This window comes from Microcystis sp. M061S2 (genome assembly GCF_020245605.1).
GTDB lineage: Bacteria > Cyanobacteriota > Cyanobacteriia > Cyanobacteriales > Microcystaceae > Microcystis.
The window spans coordinates 14,090-35,249 of the sequence record NZ_JADBUP010000018.1 but is presented as its reverse complement, the minus strand read 5'-3'; the positions used below and the strand labels follow the sequence as shown (position 1 = coordinate 35,249).

Here is a 21,160-nt window from a genome sequence, read left to right as displayed (position 1 = left end):
TCACTCAATAAGAGTATAAAATTAGTCTTTTCGCTGGGGCAAGTTGCCTCGCAGTAAAGATTGAATGGCTTTTAACGATTGATTTCCTGTCGAAGGCTCAGAAGTTGACGCTTGGGCATCGGAAGGCTCCTCTTCCTCTACAAAGGATAAGGATTCTAACGGATTGTCCTCGAGGATTTCCCATAAAATCGCTCTTGACTTATCAACAGATAAATTGGTGCGGGACAAAAGAACATCGGCGCAGATATCACGGAAGTCCGAGTCAGAGGAATCAGCCGCAATATCGTGAGAGGCGCAGACTTTAGCAATCATTAAACAAGAGCGCAAACCCGACGTTTTTTCAGTCCCAGTTTTCACCCGGAAGGTTTTGACGAGGTTGACAATAAATAAAGCATCTTCTCGACCAATCCCCGTTTTTTGGGCAAGAATTTCAGTCTGAGTCAGTTGATCTGGTTCAGGCATATTGATAGTTACCAACCGATCCATTAAAGCATCTTGGGTGGCATGAACCCCACAGTATTCTTCTGGGTTGGAGGTGAAAATTGCCCGAAACTGAGAATTGACTTGTAGGTAATCGGGTTGATGGCTAGTGGGCGGCAGGGTGAGAATTTTTTCTTCCAAGGCAGAGAGTAAAACGTTGTTGACCTCAGGTCGAGAACGATTGAACTCATCATAAACTAGGGTAAACCCCTCTCGACAGGCCATCGTTAACCGAGAATCCACCCAATTGTGTTTTAGCTCGTCTTCAACCTTGAGAACGCTGTGGATATAGTTATCCATCAGTTTTTTATGGGTGTAGCCAGACTGGCTACCAATTAAATCGGAACTGGTAAAGTCATCATCGCCAAAGATTAGCATCACAGGTCTGGCTAAACAATTGGCCAGGTGCATTGCCAAGGTGGTTTTTCCCGTTCCTGCCGGACCACATAGATGGATGGAAAAACCAGCGTTTAGATAACGTAAGGCGCGAGTGGCAACTTGATCAATCGAAGGCGTAACAACAAATTGACCGGGGCGAAGGGAGAGGACGGCTCTTCTTGTTTGAGTTTCAGTAAATGTCATAGTCGAAATCTAGTAAATACCATTGATAATCCCCGCCTGAAGCGGACGGATATTCTCGAGCTAACAACTGCTGGTTCAGGTTTCCCTTTAATAACCGAGTAGGCAAGGACGCTCGTGTTACCCGAATTTTACGGCAAGTTTAATCGTCTTTAGCTTTTAAGGCTTACCTCATAATAATATCACAAAAAATTAGGAACTGTCATCAATTAGATCTAGAACCTTGATTATGAAGGTATTTTTAGGATATTCATTAGTCAAGGGTCTAAGGGTCGAAAATTATTGTCTAGATTACTTTTCAAGACTTAAACAATAACAATCTCCAAGCAGATGCAGTCCTTTTCACTTACCTCCTTTGTCAATCTTTGTCAATATAGCGCTTTTCACGTTACTGAGGTATCGACAAGTTTTGCCAACAAAGGGTTTAAGCCTCTTGCCCATGCCTCATTCTGATGAAAACTGCTATAAAATACTACTAATGACAACATTAACTATAAACTAAGTGAAGTTTTATATACTTCTTAATTTACCAGAGACCTAGAGCGGACTAAATAGGAACCCAGCACTTCTAGGTTGAGTCTAGAAACTTAGAAAAGCAGGACTAGCATAGTAGGTTGAAAACCAAAAGCTTATTGTTGTATTCTCAGATAGTCTTCTAGTTTAGCCAGGAAAAGGGACTAGAGGTTTTTTACTCTAGCCCTAGGGTTAAGTGGGTTGGAATTAACCTAGAGATTTATTTGCCAAAAACGTAGATAGACAAATCTTGACGAAATTGACGCAATTCGTCTTTTAGCTGTTTCGCTTCAGCTAAACGTCTTTCTTGAAATTGACTTAAATCATCCTTCACCTGTTTAGCTCGATCTAGATGAAGTTGGCGTAAGTCGTCCTCTAGCTGTTTCGCTGCCGCTAAACGCTGTTCTTGGAATTGACTTAAATCCTCTTTCAGCTGTTTAGCTCGATCTAGATGCTGTTGACGTAAGTCGTTCTCCAGCTGTTTTGCTGCTGCTAAACGTTGTTCTTGGAATTGACTTAAATCGTCCTTTAGCTGTTTGGCTCGATCTAGACGTTGTTGACGTAAGTCGTCGTCTAGCCGTTTCGCTTCAGCTAAACGTTGTTCTTGAAATTGACGTAAATCCTCTTTTTGCTTTTCCGCTTGAGCTAAACGCTGTTTTTGGGTAGCTGTTAAGAACAAGTGGCTTTCCTGTTGAACTTTTTGGAAAGATTGGCGCAAAGCAGTTGCCTGTTCTTGCGCTTGTTTTTGTCTTTCAGTTTTGACATCCAACAGAAAAGATTGTACTTCTCGCGAGAGTTTAGCTACTTCTTCAGCAATCGATAAACGATCCTGGCGGAACTGTTCCATGAGAGCAGGCATGGGGTTGTCCTCAATTACTAAATACTATGGAATGGATTTGACCCAATCACCCGTTAGAAAAACCTTCACGGAGACTGGGGGGAGAGACAGCAGATTTCGACTTTTCTTATCATCCCAAAGTTGAGGTAGGGGACTACCCCAGACTGAGGGGCGCAACCTCCCACCCCCAAAATGGCTTTCTACTCAGAAAAATAGTCAGCCTTACATTCTGGCGATAGACGGTAAACCTAGCTACAAAGGTCAAAATCACGGTTACAAAAATAACTTGTATGGGTCTAGCTTTGTTTTTGCTATCCGTTGCCGTGCCAACCTTGTCAATCATAGACCATTGCGCCCCAAGAGAGGGGTAACTAGACTCAATAGGGATTAAAGAAAAGCCGAAGATCTGGAAAACCTGGTAGGGTTTTAACTCAGCCGATGGGAGAATCTGGGATCAATTCTTAAGCAGGAACCGCTGCAGATTGAGTCAGACCAACGGCTTCAGCATATTTGAGGTAGGTTTCAACCGAAGCGATAACTACACGAGCTTCAATCGCTAATAATTCGATTCCCACGAGAGAGACGCGAGCCCAAGCATCAATAACGATACCTTTGTCAAGAATACGGTCGATAACTTCAGCCAAGCTGGAGGAAGAGTTAGTTTTTTCAACTGCCATGGTAATAGACCTTTTTGTTAGTTTTATAGAGAGTGTACAGCGCTGATCCAAAAGTTGAGATGGCGAGCTACCCCAGACCAAGGGGCGCGGCTTCCTACCCAAAGAATTGCTTTCTATTCCAAAAAATAGTGAGCCTTACACTCTGGTGATTGGGGGTAAACCTAGCTACAAGGGACAAAATCACGGTTACAAAAATAATTTGTCTGCGTCTAGCTTTGTCTTCGCTATCCGTTGCCGTGTCAACCCTATCAATTATAGACTATTGCGCCCCAAGACAGGGGTAACTAAACTCAACAGGGATTAAAGAAAAGCCGAGAGTCTGGAAAACCCGGTAGGGTTTTAACTCAGCCGATGGGAGAATCTGTGATCAATCCTTAAGCAGGAACCGCTGCAGATTGAGTCAGACCAACGGCTTCAGCATATTTGAGGTAGGTTTCAACCGAAGCGATAACTACACGAGCTTCAATCGCTAATAATTCGATTCCGACGAGAGATACGCGAGCCCAAGCATCAATAACGATACCTTTGTCAAGAATACGATCGATAACTTCAGCCAAGCTAGAGGAAGAGTTAGTTTTTTCAACTGCCATGGTAATAGACCTTTTTGTTGTTTTCATAGAAGGTGTACAGTGCTGAAGTCATGGAGGATTCAGAAATCCATTTAGTTTTTCTGCCTTCATCACTTCCGCACTTTTAAAGATAACACCCTTATTTTGTCGTTGTCAATATCTAATCTCAAGTTTTTGGTTAAGAAATGTACGATTCTTTAGTTAAGAAATGTAGTCAATTCTCATTTTTGGGGTTAAGAAATGTAATCAATTCTCAGAAAAAGCCCACCTATGCTTTCATTATTAAGTGATCGCTGGCTCTAGCCAAGAACTTACATAGAACGAATCAACTAATAGTAAAAGCCTTGCTTTGCAAGGCTTTTAGGTGCTTAAGGCACAAATGTATTGAAATTTTAGTTTTAACGTTCGCTATCTTAGGTGTTATTTGCGGGGCTGAGGGGTGGACAGACTTGACAATCTAGCCATCACAATGCGAAGATGTGTGATGGGAAATTCTTGCTTCACAGAAACCTGCTTTTTGAGAGAGTCCCAAAGAGTCTTACAGTCTCTCCACAAGCTTAAACTCCTGACTGCCCATCAGCATTTGTTGACAGGATTCTTATTCCTTCTGATCTTGAATTCTTGGCTGCATTCGTGATAAGTCTTGCATTCTGGACTTATTCATCTTTATATCATTTTTCAAAAGTAATGACAGACTTAGTTGATCACTTCAAAGCGCAATCCCTCTCGGAGAAAGGAATTGCACTTTCAGATGTTAGTCACGACTATTGAAAATTGGTATTAGCTATTTCTTTGTGGACTGTAGCCACTATTTTCAGAGATTGCTGTAATGCGGATTGGTTGACGTTGGTTTAGGTGGATTGACTGGCCAGAAATTGTCTTTGATAGTCTAAAAACTGGCCATGCCATTCCGCAAAACGCCGCTCCCCATCTTTGACTAAAAATTGGCGGTAGGCTTCCGAGGAAATCCAAGGCTTTGTTGGACGTTGTTGGTCCCAACGAGCTTGGTATTCCGCCGTTGATTGACGGCAGTAGTTGTGATAATTTTGGTGCCATTCGCGATAGCGCCGTTCTCCATCCCGCACGAGGGCTTGGCGATAGGCTTCTGAAGATAGACTCATGGTGTTACTCCTTTTCAAATCCCTTGACGGCTTGGCAATAATTATAACACAATCCGTGAACTACCCAGTGCTGACCTCTCGTCAAGGTACGATATAGTCTCTTACCCTCAGGGGCAAGGTTTCTTTGCTATCTCAACTGCTGCATTTTTTCCCGCTTTGGGTTGCTACCCTTTAACCAAATTTAGTAGGACTAGCAAAGAAATTAGTAAAAGCTGTTTATAGGTGTCTTAAACCTTGTGGCAAAGGGCCACAGCTAACCTCATTCAAGAAGTCTAGTTCTTCTTGTTTTTTTCTCCTCGGTTAACATTGATCGTAACCTATGGTAGGTAGAATATACACTTTAGGTATCAATATATATGATGTATATGGTAATTTTTTGGCTCTCTTAGGTTTGGTGGGTAAAATGTATTCTAAGATACAGTCCTGCTGGCGAGCTAGTAGAAAGAACCACAAAGACACAAAGGACACAAAGATTGATGGCTCTTATATAAGTTAAACTTATGTCACAAAGAATAAGAGAGCCATTTTTTTGCCCTTAGCAGCCTGATTTGGCAAAGAAATGCCATATTTCCATTAGCACCATTACAAAAATCTCTGGAGAGTTGAGTTACTAATATGGTTAAAATTATCGGTCGTCAATCCCTGGGAAGGAAACCAGTTTACGATATTGGTGTGGAGAAAGATCATAATTTTTTGCTGGGCAACGGGTTAATTGCCTCCAATTGTTTTAATAAATCTCACTCCACTGCCTATGCTTACGTCACCTATCAAACTGCTTATTTAAAAGCTAATTATCCTGTGGAATATATGACAGCGTTACTAACTGCTAGTAGCGATAATCAGGATAAGGTGGAAAAGTATCGAGAAAACTGTCAGAAAATGAATATCGATGTCGAACCTCCCGACATCAATCGATCGCAAAAACATTTTACCCCGATTGGGCGCAAAATTCTCTTTGGTTTGTCCGCAGTTAGAAATCTGGGCGAAAATGCGATCGAGGCGATTTTAAAAGCCCGGGAAGCTGCGGGAGGAAAGTTTACTTCCTTAGGGGATTTTTGCGAGCGTGTTGATTTGCGAGTGATCAACAAAAGAGCTTTAGAAACGCTAATTTATTCTGGTGCTTTTGATAAAATTCAACCGAATCGCCATCAATTAATTGAAGATTTAGAATTAGTAGTTGCTTGGGCGCAAAAACGCACCAAAGAGAAAGAAAGTGGTCAAATGAATATTTTTGATATGCTAGGAGGTAACACAGAAAATAAACAAGAATCCGAGTTTGAACAGTCTCCCAGTGCAACCGCAGTAGAAGATTTTTCCCTACAGGAAAAGTTAAAACTGGAAAAAGAACATTTGGGTTTTTATGTTTCCGAACATCCTTTAAAAGCTTTACAAAGAGCCGCTCAAGTCCTATCTCCTATCAATTTAGCTGACTTAGAAGAACACAAAACCAGAAAAAAAGTCAGTGCCATTGTCCTATTAAATGCCGTTAAGAAAATTATGACCAAAAAAGGGACTCCCATGGCCTTTTTAACCCTAGAAGATGCTTCGGGACAGTCGGAAGCGGTGGTTTTTTCCGATAGCTACGAACGTCTGCAAAAATTATTAGTGGAGGAAGCAACTTTAATGGTGTGGGGAAAAGTTGATCGCCGAGATGATCGGGTACAATTAATTATCGAAGATGCGGAACCGATCGAAACCATTAAAATGGTGATGGTTAATTTATCGATGCAAGATGTCGTCAACCAAAATCGTCAAAATCTTCTTAAAAGTATTCTGCAATCGGGAGACAAACAAAAGGCAAAAGTTCCCGTTATTGCCACCATTGGTGCGGGAACTCAGCGTCAATTTGTACGTTTAGGACAAAACTATTGGGTAGAGGATGACAATTCGGTGGTAGAGTCTCTAAAAGTTGCGGGTTTTCTGGCTAATTCTGCACCTCTGATTAATCATTAATATTGTTCGCGTAAAACCTTCTCGATTTCCTGTTTCGATAATAATTCTCTTGCGACCCACAAATCAAGACAAATATGGATTTTGATCACCTCTTTGACACTATTGCCACTCTTGTCCTCCATCATTCTCCTAGTGGGATGGAAACGGAAATCGATCGCTTTTTACTAGAACGCTTTCAAGAGTTAGGATTAGAAACATGGCAAGATCAAGCGGGAAATGTCATCGGCAAAATTAGAGGACGAGATTCGACCAAAAAAATTGCTATTACTGGTCATAAAGACGAAATTGGCGCTATTATCAAAGCAATTAATCCCGATGGTACTCTGCAAATTCGCCAACTTGGGGGAGCTTTTCCTTGGATTTACGGAGAGGGAGTGGTGGATATTATCGGTGATCAAGAAACCAGATCAGGAATTCTCTCCTTTGGTTCCCGTCATATTTCCCATCAATCCCCGCAAAAAGTGCAGCAGGAAAACACACCCGTCACCTGGGAATCCGCATGGATAGAGACGAAATTGACTCCGGAAGAATTAGACGCTTGCGGGGTGCGCGTCGGTAGTCGAGTCGTGGTGGGAAAACACCGAAAACAACCCTTTCGACTAAAAGACTACATTGCCAGTTATACCCTCGACAATAAAGCTTCCGTGGCGATTCTTTTAGAATTAGCGGCCAGAGTAATTAACCCCGCAGTGGATATATATCTGGTTGCCTCAGCAAAGGAGGAGGTAGGAGCCTTAGGGGCCTTGTTTTTTACGGCAAATAACCGCTTAGATGCTTTAATTGCCCTAGAAATCTGTCCCCTCGCTCCTGAATATCCGATTAAGGATGGCAGCAATCCTGTGTTATTGTCTCAGGATGGTTACGGTATCTATGATGAGCAATTAAATCAAGAATTACGAATTGCGGCCGAAAAGGCGGGAATACCCCTACAATTAGCTATTATTAGTGGTTTTGGTAGCGATGCCTCCATCGCCATGAAATTCGGTCATATAGCTAAGGCCGCTTGCTTAGGTTTTCCCACCCAAAACACCCACGGTTATGAAATCGCCCATTTAGGAGCCATAGCTAACTGCATTAGCATATTAGAAGTTTATTGTCAAGTAATTTAGCCATTTTTAGCAAAAAACCAGAGCATTAACAGAATAATAGCGATCGCCAGTCCGCTAAAAACAGTATTTTTATGCTGCTCTAACTGCATGGGTGCGGGGGGTTCTTCTTTTTTCTGTTTATTTGTCCCCTTTTTAAATTGCGGTGCGCTATCGGGAAGTTTCTCTAAATCGGGAATCTTGGTCATCCACTCATCTGGGCGTTTGAGACGGGGAGCTTCGATAATATAAAGCAGACGCTTGGCCTGTTCGCGAATTTGATAGATAGGATGGGTAATAAGTTGCTTACAGATTTCACTGGCTTTCTCCCCCTCCCCTAACCCCTGATGGGCAGAAATTAACCAAATTTGAATCTCGCCTCCTTCTCGGGATCCTAAGGAAATTAAGGCTAAAGCCGCATTTAATTGCTGGACACTAAGACGATATTGTCCACGCTCAAAGGCACTGATGCCAGCTTGATAAAGGTCTTGAAAAGAAGGATTTTCGGCCACGGAGTCAAGATCGAGATCAATAAAATTTTACATAAGTATAGCAAAAGCTAAGAAGCAAAAGGAAACTCTCGGCCATCAGCCTTGAATCAGTGATCAGCTTTTCAGTTATCGGTAAACTGATGACTGAAAAGCTCCCCACCTCCGCCATTGAGAATGAGAATCTCAGCAAAAATCCGGTACACTTTCTGCTAAACCTGTTCAAAGCTGCACAATATGAAAGAGAGGAACTATCTCTTACTAAATATACTAGCGATCTCTACCATAATAATTAGTCTAGTTTTAGGGATTTTACTTGACAAAAAAGCCGCCTTGTTAGGAATTTTGGCGGTTCCCGCCATGGTTGCTTCTTTTATCCATCCCCGTCTGGGATTATTAGCCCTAATCATCTATCTTCCCCTGAGTAGTACCGTCACTTTTGCTGTGGCGAGAGTTTTTCAGATAAAAGGCAACTTCATTGGCGAAGAGCCATCCTATGCTCTCTACAAAATCGCCAAGGATGCCTTTTATTTCCCAGCTTTAGCGGCAATTTTACTTAAAACCAAAACTTTTAAGCAATTAAGCCCCCAAATCAAGCCTTTTCTCCTCACGGCTTCAATTTTACTTGCCATCAGCTTGATAACTTTTCTTTTTGTCAATCTGCCCCAAGGAGCAATTGCTGTGGGAATTGTGGGATTAAAAACCCTCCTCGGTTATATTCCCCTAGTTCTCTGTGGCTACTATTTAATCAAGGAAAAACGGGATTTATTCGTGGTTAATCGGCTTTTAATCGTGATGATCCTAGTCTGTTGCGTTTTAGTTCTAATTCAATACTTCTTACTCGTCCAAGGCATCTGTCCCGATAATGAATTCCTCAATCAACTGGAAGTTACTGCCCCGAAATCCGACAGCCAATTTTATCCAGATATTAGCGAAAAAGCCAGCTTGAAAGCTCAGTGTTTTGTCGGCGGTTCGGTGTTGTATAATCCCGAGCGAGGCTTAATTCGTCTCCCCGGCACATTTTCCGATCCTTGGCAATGGAGTTGGTTTTTAGTATCTAGTAGCGTCATTAGTTACGCGGCCAGTTTTAGTGATCCACAAAAAAGATGGCGCGTCGCTGGTTGGGTGGCAATGGTTTTAGTCTTCCTTGCGACTCTGGTTTCTGGACAAAGATTACCTTTATTGCTAGTACCTTTGTTTTACTTGGTTCTTTTTATTGCTACCAGCAAAAATAAGCAAAAGTTACCATTAAAATTGGGAATCTTGGGGTTGCTTTCCCTGCTCGCGGTGACGTTAATTCCCTTTATTCGGGAAAGAGGGCTAAATTTTATCGGTCGCTGGTTATATTCGTCTCCCATTGACTTTGTAGTCGATCAAATGCAGTGGGTCTTCAAATATGCACAGCTTTTTGGTCTTGGTTTGGGCACAGCCAGCAGTGGCGCTCGTCATATAGTGGGAGAAGAGGGAATAAGACTAATTGAAACCTACTACGCTAAACTGATCTACGAAATCGGTATCGTCGGTTTTATCGCTTTTATGGTACTGGTGACAATTCTCTGTATTCTCACCTTTAAAGCCTATTTAAAAGTAAAAAATGCTGCTTTAAAGCATTGGGGTCTCTGTATCTGGATTTTTATACTTTTTATTAGCTATAATCCCTACTATTATCCTCTCTCCGTCGAGCCTGTTTCTGTTTACTATTGGTTATTCGCTGGAATATTGCTAAAACTGCCAGAAATCAGCGATAAATTGGAAGATGAGGCGAGATTTCTCGAAGAAAAATGAAGTGGAGAATCAAGGAGATTTTTATCGATAATTATATTACAGCGTTTCTCAGATAGATGAGGTTCGTTCTTGCATCTAAAATACTTGATTAGCAAGGGTTAGTCTGTGCTTCACCTTGACGAGAAAGGCTGTATCTCTCTACTGATAGGAGTTAACCGCAATGACAGCAGAAACCGTTACCTATTCCCTCGAATCTGTCCTTAAGGAAATTAAAGATAGTATTAAAAGTGTTGATCGAAAGCTAGATACCTTCCAGAAAGATGTGGATCAAAAGCTGGATAATCTCGAAAAAGGTTTCGAGCAAAAGCTGGATAATCTCGAAAAAGGTTTCGAGCAAAAGCTGGATAATCTCGAAAAAGGTTTCGAGCAAAAGCTAGAAACCTTACAGAAAAATGTCGAGCAAAAGCTAGAAACCTTACAGAAAGATGTCACCGATGTGAAGATAGGACTAGCAACTTTAACAGAGAAAGTCGATAGTATGGATAATCGACTGATCAAGGTGGAAGGAACCCAAAGCAACCAAATTTGGACATTAATAACTCTTTTGAGTGGTTCCTTGATTGCTGTGGAATTCCGGGCTTTTTTTATGGGCAACAATCCCTAGGCGATCGCTGGAGAGTAACGAGACTTTCTCACTTTCCCCACAGGCGACCTTTTTCCGTTAGATTATAAATGGATACAAAACTTAACATTTTATCCAGAATCTACCGAGAGGGCAGACCGTGCGGCCAGATACCCTAGAAAATAACCAGCATTCAGCCGATAATTCGCTAGTTCCCGAAATTATCGCATTTAATCCTGAAATTGAGCCAGAGAAAACCGAATACTCGCCAAAACCGACCAAAACCAACTCTTGGCTATCGGGAGGAAAGGGTTTATTTATCGGTGTGGGATTAGGGGTTTTATTGACCCTAGGGGCGACTCGTTTCGCTAATCGACCCCAAACAGCCCAAAACCCCAATACTCAGCCCGTAGCGGCAAAAAATGAGGCACCAGCACAAACAGTAACCACCACTAGGGTAGAATCCACTGCCGTGGCCCGCACCCTGAAAGCGACTGGAAGCGTGGCAGCCGATGAATTAATCCCGATTCTTTCCCAAGCGACAGGACTACAAATCAAAGAAATCTTTGTCGATGAAGGGGATAGGGTCAGCCAAGGTCAAATTCTCGCTCGTCTCGATGATACCGTCCTACAAGCGCAATTAACCCAAGCACAGGCTAATGTCGCCCAATCGCGAGCGCGTTTGGCAGAATTGCAAGCGGGGAGCCGTAAAGAGGAGATCGCTGGAGCTAAACAAACTATTCAACGCATAAAAGCCGAAATTAGTCAAGCTCGATCGGATTGGGATTTGGCTAAAAAACGGGTCCAGAGAAACCAAAGTTTAGAAGCGGAAGGAGCGATCGCCCGGGATCGTCTCGATGAAGTCCTCAACGAAGAAAGAAACAAAGCGGCGATCGTACAACAGACCCAATCCCGTTTAGGAGAAGCAGAGCAGCAGCTGGCACAATTGCAAGCTGGCAATCGTCCCGAGGTGATCGCCCAAGCTACAGCCCAATTAGCGGAAGCTCAAAGCCGTTTAGCCATTGTTAAAGCCCAATTAAACGAGACGCGCCTGATTTCCCCGGTCAGTGGCAAAATTGCCGAAAGAAATGGCCGCATCGGGGATACCACCAACGGTCAAAATGCTCTCTTTAAAATCATCGAAAATGGCCGTTTAGAGCTAAGATTGCGGGTTCCTGAGAATCAATTGCCCTTAATCCGCGTCGGAGCGCCCGTTACTATCACTTCCGATGCTAATACCAGTTTAAAATTATCGGGACAGGTGCGCGAAATTAATCCCATCGTCGATGAGGCATCCCGTCAGGCAACGGTTAAAGTCGATTTAACCGACAATACAGGATTAAAACCGGGGATGTTTTTACGCGGTGCGATCGTAACGAATACTAGCAATAGTTTAACCGTCCCCATGACCGCGGTTTTACCCCAAAAAGATAATCAAGCTCTAGTTTATTTAGTCGGACCTGATAACACCGTTACCGCCAAAACTGTGCAATTAGGTCAAATTATGCCCAATAACCGCGTGGAAATTCTCACCGGTTTACAAGCTGGCGATCGCATTGTGGTCAAAGGGGCAGCCTATCTCGGTGATGGCGACAAAATTACAGCAATCAGCGATCAGTAATCAGTAATCAGTGACCAGTAAACAGTAATCAGTAATCAGTGATCGGTAGCGGGGCAAACGGATGGAGAGTAACGTTTATGATAAAGCTTATAAATTTGCCATTAGGATTGTTAAAGGCTATAAATATTTGTGTGAGAATAAACAAGAATATGTTTTGTCAAAACAGCTATTAAGGAGTGGCACTTCAATCGGGGCTAACATTGCCGAGGCTAATGGAGCTATTTCTCAAGCTGATTTTCGAGCTAAAATGTCAATAGCTTATAAGGAATGTCTAGAAACAAAGTATTGGCTGTCTCTATTGAAAGACACGAATTACATAGAGGAAAGAGCCTTTCAAAGTATCAATGATGATGCGGAGGAAATTGGTAAAATGCTTTGGGCTATTCTAAAAACCTGCCAAGAAAATACCAAAAACCAAAAACCAAAAACTGATAACTGATAACTGATAACTGATAACTGAAATTATGGCTTTTAATATTTCTAATTGGTCTATCAAAAATCCCATTCCGACGATCCTGATCTCCCTGGTTATGGCCTTAATGGGATACATTGCCTTTCTAGGATTAGGGATCGATCGCTCTCCTAATATTGACATTCCGGCCGTGATTATCACCGTTAATCAACCCGGCGCCGGTCCTGAGGAATTGGAAACCCAAGTCACCAAAAAAGTCGAGGATGCGGTGGCTGCTTTGGGTAATATCGATCAAATTACTTCTACCATTAACGAAGGCAGCAGCACCACCACCGTTAACTTTATCCTTGGCACTAACAGCGATCGCGCTACCAATGATGTGCGGAATGCCATAGCGCAAATTCGGCAGGATTTACCCCAAGATGCTAATGATCCAATTGTGCAACGTTTAGAATTTGCCGGGGGTGCGGTGATGAACTATACCATCTCCTCCCCGAAAAGATCGATCGCCGAATTAAGTGATCTAGTCGATCGTCAAATCGGCCGCGCTTTAACGGGAGTGCCGGGGGTAGCACGAGTCGATCGCGTTGGGGGAGTCGATCGAGAAGTGCGTGTAGATTTAGATCCCGGTCGTCTGATCGCCTACGGTATCACGGCTACGGCGGTTAATGACCAAATTCGTAGTTTTAATATTAATTTACCCGGAGGGCGCTCGGAAATCGCCGGCAGTGAACAAACTGTCCGCACCCTCGGCAGCGCTGAAACGATCGAAGATTTAAGAAATTATCAAATCTCTTTACCTAACGGTGATACCGTCCCCTTAAGCAATTTAGGGACAGTTAGCGATAGTTCCAGTGATCCTCGACAAATGGCCCTCTTAGATGGGCAGCCAGTGGTGGGTTTTTCGATTCTACGGGGGACTGGCAGCACCTTGGTGACGGTAGAAACAGCAGTGCGCCAAGAAATCGAGAATTTAAAGAAAAAACTGCCCGAAGATATTAAATTTCAATTAATTTTTACCCGTGCCGACTCAATTCGTGCTAGTTACGAAAGCCTTCTTAGCGATCTCCTGATTGGTTGTATGATGACGGTGATCACGGTGGGTCTATTTTTAGGCAATTGGCGCGCCACGATTATCACGGGTTTGGCCCTGCCTTTGTCCATTTTCCCGACTTTTTGGGTGATGCAGTCCCTAAATTATACCCTTAACGGCATGACCCTACTGGCGTTAGCTTTAGCTTTGGGTAATCTGGTGGATGATGCGGTGTGTATGGTGGAGGACATCGATCAACATTTAGCTATGGGTAAAAAACCCCTGCAAGCGGCCTTTGATGCCTCAAAAGAGATTGGATTAGCCGTTTTAGCCAGTGCGGCGGCAATTATGGCGGTATTCCTGCCAGTAGCTTTTATGGGCGGTGTGCCGGGGCAATTCTTTCAACCTTTCGGCGTTACTGTGGCGGTTTCTACCCTATTTTCCAGTTTGATCGCCGTCACCGTCACCCCGATGTTAAGTGCCTATATTTTACAGCCGAAAAAGCTGAAAACCGGTGATAGTAATCCCTCCTCGCGCCCCCGTTTTCGTCCCTACAAAAGTTTGTTAACTTGGGCTTTACGTCATCGAATCCTGACTTTATTGGCGGCTTTGGCCTTTTTTATCGGTAGTTTACAGTTAGTTCCCTTGATTCCAAAAGGGTTATTTAGTTCTGGGGATACTGGATTAAGTACCATCAGCCTAGAATTGCCTCCCGGTGCGACTTTGAATGATACTGTTGCCGTGGCTAATCAGGTGAATAGTTTACTACAAAAAAATCCCGCCGTCGCTAATGTTTTGGCTATTCCGGGAGATTCGGGACGGGTAAATACGGGGTTAATATATGTTAATTTAGTTCCTAAGGAACAGCGATCGCTAACTCAACGGCAATTTGAGGAACAAACCCGTCGGGATTTCCAGAAGATACCGGGAGCAAGAGTTAGTTTTCGGGCGCAGGGTGGAGCAGGAAGCACTAAAGATGTAGCTATTGTCTTAAAAAGTGAAAATGGCGATATTTTAACCCAAACTGCCCAAAAATTAGAGCGAGAAATGCGGGCTTTACCCGGTTTTGTCGAGGTAAGTTCCGGGGTAAGTTTAGTTAAACCGGAACTGATTATTCAACCGGATCCTGTCCGGGCTGCTGATCAGGGAGTCTCGGTCAGAGTGATCGCCCGTACTGCATCTTTAGCTTTAATCGGCGATAATGAGTTTAATTTAGCTAAATTTAACCTTGCTGACCGACAAATTCCCATCCGGGTGAAAATTGCCAACGATGGACGCAGTGAGATAGAAACTCTGCAAAATTTGCGCGTTCCTAGCAGTAATGGTACGTTAGTACCGCTTAACTCGGTGGCGACAATTAGCTTAGGTAGTGGACCTGCGGAAATTCAACGCTTTAACCGTCAACGTCAGGTTAATATTGGAGCTAATTTAGAGGGAGTTTCTTTGGGAAGTGCGGTGACACAAATTCGCGCTTTACCAATCATAAAAAACCTACCCCCAGAGGTGACAGAAGAACCCTTTGGTGATGCTCGCATTATGCGCGATATCTTTGCTCGTTTTTTGGGGGCGTTAAGTTTAGCAATTATTTCGATCTATGGAATTCTGGTATTGTTGTATAACAATTTCCTCTATCCCCTAGCGATTTTAACTTCCCTTCCTTTATCGATTGGTGGTACTTTAATCGCTCTTTTAATTACCCAAAAAGAGTTAGGTTTATACGCTTTAATTGGCATAGTTTTACTGATGGGATTAGTCACTAAAAATGCCATTCTGTTAGTAGATTTTGCCTTGAGTGGCCTTCGGGAAGGTAAACCGCAATTTAAGGCGATGATTGATTCGGGAGTCTCTCGTTTACGACCAATTATTATGACCTCCGTTTCCACAATTGCCGGGATGTTACCGATTGCTTTAGCTTTAGGTGCAGATGGTGAAATTCGCGCACCGATGGCGATTGCCGTTATTGGTGGTTTTACCACTTCCACCCTATTAACTTTGGTGGTTGTGCCGGTAATCTTTACTTATATCGATAGTTTTTACTATTGGTTCCGGGGATTATTTGTTAAACAAAAACCCAAGTCGATTTAGTAGTAATACCGCACAGAAAACGGGTTTCTCGGAGAAACCCGTTTTCTACTCATGCACTCATGCAAAAAGGGGAATAAATAATCAGTCTTTAATAACCAGATTTAGTATAAAATATCTTGCTGAAAGCTTGAGAAAAAACCCAGAGAAACTGACCCATGAATCCCTTGACAGTCACACATCAAACTCTATCCCTTCCCCCTATGGGCTGCGGTACTTGGGCCTGGGGAAATCGTCTTCTCTGGGGTTACGATGAGAGTATGGATAGCCAGTTACAAGCGGTTTTTAATCTCTGCGTCGAGCGGGGTGTCACCCTATTTGATACGGGAGACTCCTACGGGACAGGCAAACTCAACGGACAGAGTGAGAAGCTATTAGGACGCTTTACAGGGGAATATAGCGGTTATAACGCTGATCATATCCGTATTGCCACCAAACTCGCCCCTTATCCTTGGCGTTTAACCCGTCATGCCATGGTGAAAGCTTGTCAAGCTTCGGCAACCAGATTGGGTCGCCCGGTGGATTTAGTGCAAATGCACTGGTCAACAGGCAATTATGCGCCATGGCAGGAGGGAGGATTATTAGACGGATTGGGGGATTGTCTGGAAAAGGGGTTAGTTAAAGGAGTCGGTTTATCCAATTTTGGACCGAAAAGATTGAAGTCTGCCTATCAAAAGTTTGCCAGTCGCGGCATTCCTATTACCAGTTTACAGGTACAGTATTCTCTCCTTTCTACCTATCCCCTCACTGACTTAGGATTAAAGGAACTATGTGATCAATTGGGTATTAAAATTATTGCCTATAGTCCCTTAGCTTTGGGGTTATTAACGGGGAAATATCGAGATAATAAAAACTTACCCCCAGGATTACGTCGCTTCCTTTTTAGTCAATTAATTCCCGCTATTTCTCCTCTGATTAGTTGCCTAGAAGTTATCGCCCAAGCTAAAAATAAAACTATTAGCCAAGTTTCCTTAAATTGGTGTATCTGTAAGGGAACAATTCCTATCCCCGGAGCTAAAAATATTCGGCAAGCTGAGGATAATTTAGGGGCTTTAGGATGGAGTTTAGACAGTGGAGAAATAGCAGAATTAGATAAAATTGCCGCCGGTTTGGATAAAAAAATGGTACAAAATATCTTTCAAACTAAGTAGGGTATGCTGAATAAATCTAAAAACCTTGAAAGTGCCAGCGATTGGAGTGATTGGGGGGAAAATTCAGGTACTTTTTCCCTGAAAATTAGGTAATTGACCACCTGAAAATGGGTAAAACCCCACACCCCACACCCTGCCACCAGGAAAAACTTTTTGCCGCAAACCCTAAGTATTGTCTTGAGAGACCAATTTTAAGCTAGGACGGGGTTGGATTGTTCCCCCGTAAGCGACGGCAGTATGAGGAGATAGGACAAGATGAGGAGATATACCCAGGGAAATTCGATAGATTTCCCCAGCTTTATCCATTAATTGCTGTTTAACTGGCTCTTTCGGCAAATTTTGCCGCCAAGCTAGGGGAATCCCCTCGATACCGTTGTACAATCCCGCCCAAATTCCCGCTAAAGTGCTGGTTAATTGCCGTTGATAGGGACTAGAATTGGCGCGACGGACGCTAACGGCGAAATCCTCGCTCGTTTGCAGAAAGGTATAGAGAGAAGCTGCGATCGCAATTCCTAAAGGTGAGATATCTTTCGCCCAAGCCGATAAGATGAACTCTAAGGGATGATTTTGCCCTAAAGCTGACTCAATCTGCTCTAATAGCTTATTCTTGGGGTTAATAGTTAGCAATTGCCCCATTAACTGATTTAAAGGCCTTTTTCCCTCTAATAATAGACCTACTGCCTCTCCCCAAATTATTGCTTCTTGTCGGGTTAACTCGGAAATTAAGCCCTTTTTCAGCCAAAAATTTAATCTAGCTTGCCAACGTTCCCCATGGTCAGGCCACGTTAAAATTTCCGGCAACAGCACAAATAATAACGCCGATTCCGACTGCTGCCTAGCTGCGATCGCAATGGGCAAATCTTCCTGAGATTGCAGAGCTTGCAAAAGCAGGGTTGTCCTTGGTGTAGCCTCATAGTTAAAGGCTGGTATTAGGGGTTGATTATGCAAGGATTCCCCAATATATGCCCCGATTAACCCTCCCTGAAGGCGATCAAGGGGTGAAAAGACCTTCTGCATAAATTAGCTCAATTTGCCCGGTAGGTGACTTCCCCGACTTTGCCCGGTTGCCCTAGTTGTTGAGCATGGGCATTATTAACGGCAACGTAAACCCCGCCAGCATTACCCGCTCTCACGGTTAATTCCCGGTTTGCTTGCCAAGTGCGATGGGTTCCCTGGGGCAGCACACCCTCAAATTCTGTCTTCCCATCCACCACCACCCGCAGCCAGCAGTCATCTTCCAGTTTTACCCCCACCACCAGCTGCTGATTATTACTGGTTTTGTTGGCTACCGGTTGAAGGGGGTTGCTTTTCGGTTGGACAATTTGCTGTTGTGGCAAGGAAGGCGGCGGTAAGCGATTCGATTGCAGTACCGATTTTTGCAGGACGTGGGATAGGGTTTGTACGGAACCAATAACTAAGATTAAATAGAGAAAATAGAGATGAATCGGGCGAATTTGAAGACTTGGCAGCGATAAAGACGGTTTTGTTCCCCTAAAAAAGTTATTGACCTTGGTGGGAAAACGCCGGCTAATCGTCTCACCATCCAGGGACAGACTATCGGCAAATTGTTTGATTAACCAACGAATATAAATCGGTTCGGGCAATGCCTCCAAATCCCCCGCTTCCAGCGCTTCTAGGCGATGGCGCGGGATTAGGGTTTTCTGGGCAATGTCCTCGAGAGAAAGGGACTGTTCTAGGCGATTTTTTTGCAAATAAACGCCGATTTCCAGTAATTTGGTTCGCTGTTTATGCTGGGGATCAAGTTGTGATTGGAGAAGGCGAAACATATCGCTATTAGGGGCTGACTTTCAGCTTAGTTAATCTGGTTCTTTAAATATTTCAGTTCATCAAGGGTTAAAAAACGGTAATCACCCAAGGGTAAGGGGGAATTATTACCAGAGTTTAGTTGAATACGACCGATGGCACTGCGATGAAGTTTCAGGACGCGATAGCCTAACTCTTGGGCTACAGAGCGAATCTGCCGATTTCTTCCCTCCACTAAAATAACTTCTAGTAGGGTTTTTTGGTCGGTTTGCTTGAGTATCTCAACCTGTGCGGGTAAGGTTTTTTTTCCCTCTAAGAGGATACCTTCTCGCCAACGCTGGAGAGCAAGTCTATCAATCGCACCATCTAGCCAAACCCGATAGGTTTTGGGCAAATGATAACGGGGATGGGTGAGGGTGAGGGTCAGTTGACCGTCGTTGGTGAGGAGTAAAGCCCCAGTGGTGTTGATGTCCAACCTGCCTACGGGATGTAACCCCGTCTCGCTGGCGAGGGAGTCGGGCAAAAGGTCAATTACCGTCGGCCGGTTTTGTGGGTCCCTACAGGTAGAAACCACACCAATGGGTTTGTTGACCAGTATATACAATCTTTTGGGACGATTGGCCGGTTCAATTTTTTTTCCGTCTATTTCTAGGTGATCTTTTTCCGGGTCGGCTTTTTCTCCTAACTGCACGATTTTGCCATTCCGTCTCACCCGGCCGGCCACGATCATCTCCTCCGCCCTTCTTCGGGAGGCAATTCCCCACTGGGCAAGGATTTTCTGGACTCTCTCCGCCATTTTTTTTTAGTTTTTAACCCTTTCTCTCTCCTATTATAGGCATCCTACAAGGGTTTTTTTTGCCCAAAAAGTGAAGAAAAACCGAATATCTCTGGCTGCCTCTTTGATTTTTTTTCTTTGAAAACTTCTCTAAAAAAAAGGAGTAATCCCTTGACTTGGGCGGCGGCTTCGGTTATACTTTTCTTATAATGGGAATCTGTGCGTTTTCCAGCGGACTCCAACACTCCATTATATATAAAGTCTTATAAAAATATTATAGCGGTGTGCAGTCGTATGAAGTACAGTGTCACGAGCTATAAACCATGCTAGGCAAGGCTTGGTCTGTATCTCACTCAAGCGCTTACCGCTATATTGCAGAAAGCATTGAAAAAAGCAAGCAAAATTTTGCCGACAATTGTTAAAAAAGTCGGGCTAATTTTTTTTACGGGGGGATATGACTTTAAACGGGTTATTTCTCGGTTATCCAAGCGGTTGAGAGAAGAAAGAGATCGGCAATTGATGGAAGTGCGATCTCCAATCTTGTAGGGTGCGTGTTTGCGGCGATAATCTCTGACAAAAAAACAAATTAATAATCCGCACCCCACGCAGCAACTTAATTATTAAATTGGTGCGTTACGCTATCGAATGGCGTACCCTACAGGATTAATGTTAACTTATTTTTCAGGAATAGCAGATAGGATAGCTCGAAGTGCTTTGTTTACATCTTCAGAATTTTTGAAAACTTTAGCGACATCCGATTCTAAGGTTACAGTTATTTTTGTCTCATTTACCTGAGAAGCAAAACGATTAGGATGAGCCTTAGTATAATTAAAATTATATTCAGGAAGTAGGTCATCCTGTAAATTTTGGTTAGTTTTAGAGTCCTGTGTATTTTTCATAGTCTTGACGTTCCTTTTTGGTTGTTAAACGTGCGCTGATAATACGAATCATTTGATTTCTTTCAGTAAAACAAACTACTAAAAGGCGATTCTTGTCATCGTGTCCGATAATAATTTCTCGTTTTTCACCGACCGAATGCCACTCATCATCAAAAATGTAGGCTAGAGGATCTCGAAAAACAGCCTTGGCTTCTTCAAAATTGATGCCATGCTTTTTGAGATTAAGTTTTGCCTTGAGGTTATCCCACTCAAATTGTAATTTCATAAACTTAATTATAGTTCAATCTCCTACTAAACGGTACACTTTTAAATTTTAAGTAATTTTTTTCATGAGAAACTTCTAACCAGCCTTCTATTGCCTCTTTAACCATGACCATCAAATCATCATAATTTTCTGCCCAAGTATGACAACCAGACAAAGCTGGTACATTTGCACAGGAAACATCATCTTCTTGCCAGACAACCACTTTGATATTCATAATAAATATTTTTTATTTACTGAGATTTATTTTAATAATAACATAAACTTGTTTTTTTGTATAAGCCTGATCTTGTAGGGTGCGTGTTTGCGGCGATAATCTCTGACAAAAAAACAAATTAATAATCCGCAACCCACGCAGCAACTTAATTATTAAATTGCTGCGTTACGCTTTGGCTAACGCACCTACGATTTATGTTTATGTTTATGTTTATGTTTCTGTTTGTGGCTAAATTGACAAAAGTTGCTCAAAATATAGCCTTAACAAGATAAATCGGCCTATTCCTAGTTAAGC

Annotated in this window: 19 protein-coding genes and 2 pseudogenes; 8 read left to right on the top strand and 13 right to left on the bottom strand. The window is 43.0% G+C overall.

Going from position 1 to position 21,160, the window contains the following annotated elements:
- Positions 1–21 precede the first annotated feature (21 nt).
- The 6 genes and pseudogenes from gvpN to IM475_RS03180 all read right to left on the bottom strand — a co-directional run.
- Positions 22–1,062, bottom strand: a complete 1,041-nt coding sequence (gene gvpN, locus IM475_RS03205; RefSeq protein WP_287658243.1) for a gas vesicle protein GvpN — start codon at positions 1,060–1,062, stop codon at positions 22–24.
- Between the two features lie 730 nt (positions 1,063–1,792).
- Positions 1,793–2,431 carry a gas vesicle protein GvpC gene (gene gvpC / locus IM475_RS03200; protein WP_002803850.1) on the bottom strand — a complete coding sequence of 213 codons (639 nt, stop codon included), beginning with the start codon at positions 2,429–2,431 and terminating at the stop codon, positions 1,793–1,795.
- Between the two features lie 440 nt (positions 2,432–2,871).
- On the bottom strand, positions 2,872–3,087 hold the full coding sequence (gvpA, locus tag IM475_RS03195; protein ID WP_002735503.1) for a gas vesicle structural protein GvpA: 216 nt from the start codon (positions 3,085–3,087) through the stop codon (positions 2,872–2,874).
- 374 nt (positions 3,088–3,461) lie between these two features.
- Positions 3,462–3,677 (bottom strand): gas vesicle structural protein GvpA, encoded by a 216-nt coding sequence (gene gvpA / locus IM475_RS03190; protein ID WP_002735503.1) that lies wholly within the window; start codon positions 3,675–3,677, stop codon positions 3,462–3,464.
- 830 nt (positions 3,678–4,507) lie between these two features.
- Positions 4,508–4,777: a hypothetical protein gene (locus tag IM475_RS03185; RefSeq protein ID WP_194016327.1), complete on the bottom strand. Its 270-nt coding sequence runs from the start codon at positions 4,775–4,777 to the stop codon at positions 4,508–4,510.
- Positions 4,778–4,996: 219 nt separating this feature from the next.
- Positions 4,997–5,068, bottom strand: a pseudogene (locus IM475_RS03180) (helix-turn-helix domain-containing protein); the annotation flags it as partial.
- A 324-nt stretch (positions 5,069–5,392) separates the two neighbouring features.
- On the opposite strand from IM475_RS03180, the gene IM475_RS03175 reads away from it, so the two are divergent.
- Together IM475_RS03175 and IM475_RS03170 are read left to right on the top strand one after the other, a co-directional pair.
- On the top strand, positions 5,393–6,730 hold the full coding sequence (locus tag IM475_RS03175) for a helix-hairpin-helix domain-containing protein (protein ID WP_287726660.1): 1,338 nt from the start codon (positions 5,393–5,395) through the stop codon (positions 6,728–6,730).
- 74 nt (positions 6,731–6,804) lie between these two features.
- A complete protein-coding gene (locus IM475_RS03170; protein ID WP_287726659.1) occupies positions 6,805–7,839 on the top strand; it encodes a M42 family metallopeptidase in 1,035 nt (344 codons plus the stop codon).
- On the opposite strand, the gene IM475_RS03165 is transcribed toward IM475_RS03170, so the two are convergent.
- Positions 7,836–8,327, bottom strand: a complete 492-nt coding sequence (locus tag IM475_RS03165) for a hypothetical protein (protein WP_287726658.1) — start codon at positions 8,325–8,327, stop codon at positions 7,836–7,838. The genes IM475_RS03170 and IM475_RS03165 overlap by 4 nt on opposite strands.
- Before the next feature lie 213 nt (positions 8,328–8,540).
- Here IM475_RS03165 and IM475_RS03160 point away from each other — a divergent pair.
- From IM475_RS03160 to IM475_RS03135, 6 genes and pseudogenes are all read left to right on the top strand, one after another.
- Positions 8,541–10,119 (top strand): annotated as a pseudogene (locus tag IM475_RS03160) (hypothetical protein).
- A gap of 129 nt (positions 10,120–10,248) precedes the next feature.
- Complete coding sequence (locus tag IM475_RS03155) at positions 10,249–10,692, top strand: hypothetical protein (RefSeq protein WP_287726657.1); 444 nt, start codon at positions 10,249–10,251, stop codon at positions 10,690–10,692.
- Positions 10,693–10,810: 118 nt separating this feature from the next.
- Entirely contained in the window at positions 10,811–12,271 is a 1,461-nt protein-coding gene (locus tag IM475_RS03150) for an efflux RND transporter periplasmic adaptor subunit (RefSeq protein ID WP_287658249.1), read from the top strand.
- Between the two features lie 61 nt (positions 12,272–12,332).
- Positions 12,333–12,710 carry a four helix bundle protein gene (locus tag IM475_RS03145; RefSeq protein WP_287658250.1) on the top strand — a complete coding sequence of 126 codons (378 nt, stop codon included), beginning with the start codon at positions 12,333–12,335 and terminating at the stop codon, positions 12,708–12,710.
- 25 nt (positions 12,711–12,735) lie between these two features.
- Entirely contained in the window at positions 12,736–15,801 is a 3,066-nt protein-coding gene (locus tag IM475_RS03140) for an efflux RND transporter permease subunit (RefSeq protein ID WP_287726656.1), read from the top strand.
- Positions 15,802–15,956: 155 nt separating this feature from the next.
- Positions 15,957–16,949: an aldo/keto reductase gene (locus IM475_RS03135; RefSeq protein ID WP_287726655.1), complete on the top strand. Its 993-nt coding sequence runs from the start codon at positions 15,957–15,959 to the stop codon at positions 16,947–16,949.
- A 165-nt stretch (positions 16,950–17,114) separates the two neighbouring features.
- Here IM475_RS03135 and IM475_RS03130 read toward each other — a convergent pair whose 3' ends face one another.
- From IM475_RS03130 to IM475_RS03105, 6 genes are all read right to left on the bottom strand, one after another.
- Positions 17,115–17,966, bottom strand: a complete 852-nt coding sequence (locus IM475_RS03130) for an ADP-ribosylglycohydrolase family protein (RefSeq protein WP_287726654.1) — start codon at positions 17,964–17,966, stop codon at positions 17,115–17,117.
- Positions 17,967–17,974: 8 nt separating this feature from the next.
- Positions 17,975–18,736 (bottom strand): helix-turn-helix domain-containing protein, encoded by a 762-nt coding sequence (locus tag IM475_RS03125; RefSeq protein ID WP_287726653.1) that lies wholly within the window; start codon positions 18,734–18,736, stop codon positions 17,975–17,977.
- Between the two features lie 26 nt (positions 18,737–18,762).
- Entirely contained in the window at positions 18,763–19,509 is a 747-nt protein-coding gene (locus tag IM475_RS03120) for a pseudouridine synthase (RefSeq protein ID WP_287726652.1), read from the bottom strand.
- Positions 19,510–20,162: 653 nt separating this feature from the next.
- Positions 20,163–20,387 (bottom strand): hypothetical protein, encoded by a 225-nt coding sequence (locus IM475_RS03115; RefSeq protein WP_002738113.1) that lies wholly within the window; start codon positions 20,385–20,387, stop codon positions 20,163–20,165.
- Positions 20,365–20,652, bottom strand: a complete 288-nt coding sequence (locus tag IM475_RS03110; RefSeq protein WP_159249585.1) for a BrnT family toxin — start codon at positions 20,650–20,652, stop codon at positions 20,365–20,367. Before IM475_RS03110 ends, IM475_RS03115 begins: the two co-directional genes overlap by 23 nt.
- A gap of 4 nt (positions 20,653–20,656) precedes the next feature.
- Positions 20,657–20,866, bottom strand: coding sequence for a type II toxin-antitoxin system HicB family antitoxin (locus IM475_RS03105; protein ID WP_002735725.1), 210 nt, complete (start codon positions 20,864–20,866; stop codon positions 20,657–20,659).
- Between the last annotated feature and the right edge of the window lie 294 nt (positions 20,867–21,160).

Excerpts from the sequence above, each read along its gene's own strand:
- gvpN (WP_287658243.1), bottom strand. The coding sequence starts at position 1,062 with ATGACATTTACTGAAACTCAAACAAGAAGAGCCGTCCTCTCCCTTCGC.
- gvpC (WP_002803850.1), bottom strand. The coding sequence starts at position 2,431 with ATGCCTGCTCTCATGGAACAGTTCCGCCAGGATCGTTTATCGATTGCT.
- gvpA (WP_002735503.1), bottom strand. The coding sequence starts at position 3,087 with ATGGCAGTTGAAAAAACTAACTCTTCCTCCAGCTTGGCTGAAGTTATC.
- gvpA (WP_002735503.1), bottom strand. The coding sequence starts at position 3,677 with ATGGCAGTTGAAAAAACTAACTCTTCCTCTAGCTTGGCTGAAGTTATC.
- IM475_RS03185 (WP_194016327.1), bottom strand. The coding sequence starts at position 4,777 with ATGAGTCTATCTTCAGAAGCCTATCGCCAAGCCCTCGTGCGGGATGGA.
- IM475_RS03175 (WP_287726660.1), top strand. The coding sequence starts at position 5,393 with ATGGTTAAAATTATCGGTCGTCAATCCCTGGGAAGGAAACCAGTTTAC.
- IM475_RS03170 (WP_287726659.1), top strand. The coding sequence starts at position 6,805 with ATGGATTTTGATCACCTCTTTGACACTATTGCCACTCTTGTCCTCCAT.
- IM475_RS03155 (WP_287726657.1), top strand. The coding sequence starts at position 10,249 with ATGACAGCAGAAACCGTTACCTATTCCCTCGAATCTGTCCTTAAGGAA.
- IM475_RS03145 (WP_287658250.1), top strand. The coding sequence starts at position 12,333 with ATGGAGAGTAACGTTTATGATAAAGCTTATAAATTTGCCATTAGGATT.
- IM475_RS03140 (WP_287726656.1), top strand. The coding sequence starts at position 12,736 with ATGGCTTTTAATATTTCTAATTGGTCTATCAAAAATCCCATTCCGACG.
- IM475_RS03135 (WP_287726655.1), top strand. The coding sequence starts at position 15,957 with ATGAATCCCTTGACAGTCACACATCAAACTCTATCCCTTCCCCCTATG.
- IM475_RS03130 (WP_287726654.1), bottom strand. The coding sequence starts at position 17,966 with ATGCAGAAGGTCTTTTCACCCCTTGATCGCCTTCAGGGAGGGTTAATC.
- IM475_RS03125 (WP_287726653.1), bottom strand. The coding sequence starts at position 18,736 with ATGTTTCGCCTTCTCCAATCACAACTTGATCCCCAGCATAAACAGCGA.
- IM475_RS03120 (WP_287726652.1), bottom strand. The coding sequence starts at position 19,509 with ATGGCGGAGAGAGTCCAGAAAATCCTTGCCCAGTGGGGAATTGCCTCC.
- IM475_RS03115 (WP_002738113.1), bottom strand. The coding sequence starts at position 20,387 with ATGAAAAATACACAGGACTCTAAAACTAACCAAAATTTACAGGATGAC.
- IM475_RS03110 (WP_159249585.1), bottom strand. The coding sequence starts at position 20,652 with ATGAAATTACAATTTGAGTGGGATAACCTCAAGGCAAAACTTAATCTC.
- IM475_RS03105 (WP_002735725.1), bottom strand. The coding sequence starts at position 20,866 with ATGAATATCAAAGTGGTTGTCTGGCAAGAAGATGATGTTTCCTGTGCA.